The sequence below is a fragment of the Liberiplasma polymorphum genome, from assembly GCF_043951795.1.
Taxonomy (GTDB): domain Bacteria; phylum Bacillota_I; class Bacilli_A; order Izemoplasmatales; family Izemoplasmataceae; genus Liberiplasma; species Liberiplasma polymorphum.
On record NZ_JBIOAG010000074.1, the window covers coordinates 1 to 1,735 of the forward strand.

The 1,735-nt window shown below is 33.4% G+C and carries 1 protein-coding gene; it reads right to left on the reverse strand.

The genetic code is table 11. The annotated features are described in order from the left end of the window. Positions 1-36: 36 nt before the first annotated feature. A complete protein-coding gene (locus ACHAJD_RS09805; protein ID WP_435585688.1) occupies positions 37-1,731 on the reverse strand; it encodes a M3 family oligoendopeptidase in 1,695 nt (564 codons plus the stop codon). Between the last annotated feature and the right edge of the window lie 4 nt (positions 1,732-1,735).

A 1,735-nucleotide genomic window follows, 5' to 3' on the forward strand; every position in this document is an offset into this window, starting at 1 on the left:
TTTTATAGCGTAAAAAAAGACGGTTTAACCGTCTTTTTAAAGTTTAGTATCATCAATGGAATCGAGATATTTTTTTATTTCTGGAATAATAGCTTTTAAAGTGCCATCTTCGAATGGACTTTTTAATTCAGCAAGTTTATGTAATCCTAAGAAAGAATCGGATCCACCAGCTTTACATAATGTTAAGTAACTTTTCCAAGCTGTTTCATGATCTTTTCTAGAACGAACCCAGTACTGGAAAGCACTGAGTTGTGCAAGTGTGTAATCAATCATGTAAAAAGGAACGACGAAGATATGCATGACAAATTGCCACCCATTACCATTTTCTAGGTAAGAGTTGTCATCGTAAATTTTGTATGGGAAATACTTTTTATCAATTTCTAACCAGGCTTTTTTACGTGCTTCAATTGTCATATCAGGATTTTCATAAACAACATGTTGAAACTCATCAATGGCAACCCCATAACTTATAATCATCAAAGCATGTGTTAAATGTGAAAATTTATATTTTTCAGTATCTTCTTCAAAGAATAAGTTAATCCATGGCCAAGCAAAAAATTCCATACTCATTGAATGAATTTCCATCACATCAGGACTTGAGGTTAAGTATTCAGGAACTTCGTGATGACGACTCATATACATCTGAAAAGCATGACCAGCTTCATGGGTTAAAACATCAACATCCCCTTTTGTCCCATTAAAGTTAGAGAAGATAAAAGGAGAGTCATAATTCGCAATAAAAGTACAATAACCGCCACCGGCTTTACCTTTTCTAGCTTCTAAATCAAGTAAATTTCGTGTTTTCATGAAAGTGAAAAACTCATCGGTTTCTTGACTCATTTCTTGATACATAGTCGAGGCACGTTTCACCATCCAATCCTTATCCCCTTTAGGTTTTGGATTACCTGTATCAAATTCAAGAGACAAATCATAGTGATAAATCGGGTCGAGATTTAATCGTTTTTGTTTACGTTTTGTGAGTTCGGTATTTAAAGGAACGACATGTTCAAATACTTGTTTACGATAATTTGCGACATCTTCGGGACCATAATCAACACGACCCCAACGATTATAGGCTAATTCAACAAAGTTTTTATACCCTAGTTTTTTAGCGATTTCAGTACGCACTTTCACTAAATCATCGTATAGTTTATCTAGTTTTTCTTCGTTTTCTTGTAAAAATGAAGAAGTAGCTTTTGAAGCACGCCTTCTCATGTCTCGATCAGTACTTTGTGCAAATGGAGTCATTTGAGATAAGTTTCTTGTTTTGCCTTCAAATTCTATTTGAGCTGAGGCAAGAATCTTTTGGAACTGGCTTGCGAGTTCATTTTCTTTTTGTAAATCACTCATAATTTCGTTAGAAAAAGTTTTTAATGAAATCTCAGCTTTTTGAAATAATAAAGCCCCTTTTTTACTTTCTAGTTCTTTTCTGAATTTTGATTGTGTTAGTGCTTGATAATATAAATTGTTTAATTGTCCGAACATGGGACTGTTTCGATTGAAAAAAGACTTTTCTTCATCATAAAATTTATCAGTAGTGTCTAATGAATGTCTTATGTTAGCTAGGGTGCTCACAGTGTTAAAATCAAAGCGGATTTTATTAATTTTATCCATGGCTTTTTCTTGCGAATCAACATCGGTTGCTTCGTTAAAATCACTTAGTGCCTGTTGAAACGTTTCCTTTAAAACTTCCATATTAGGACGCTCATATTGATAATCTTCAAATTTCATCTTA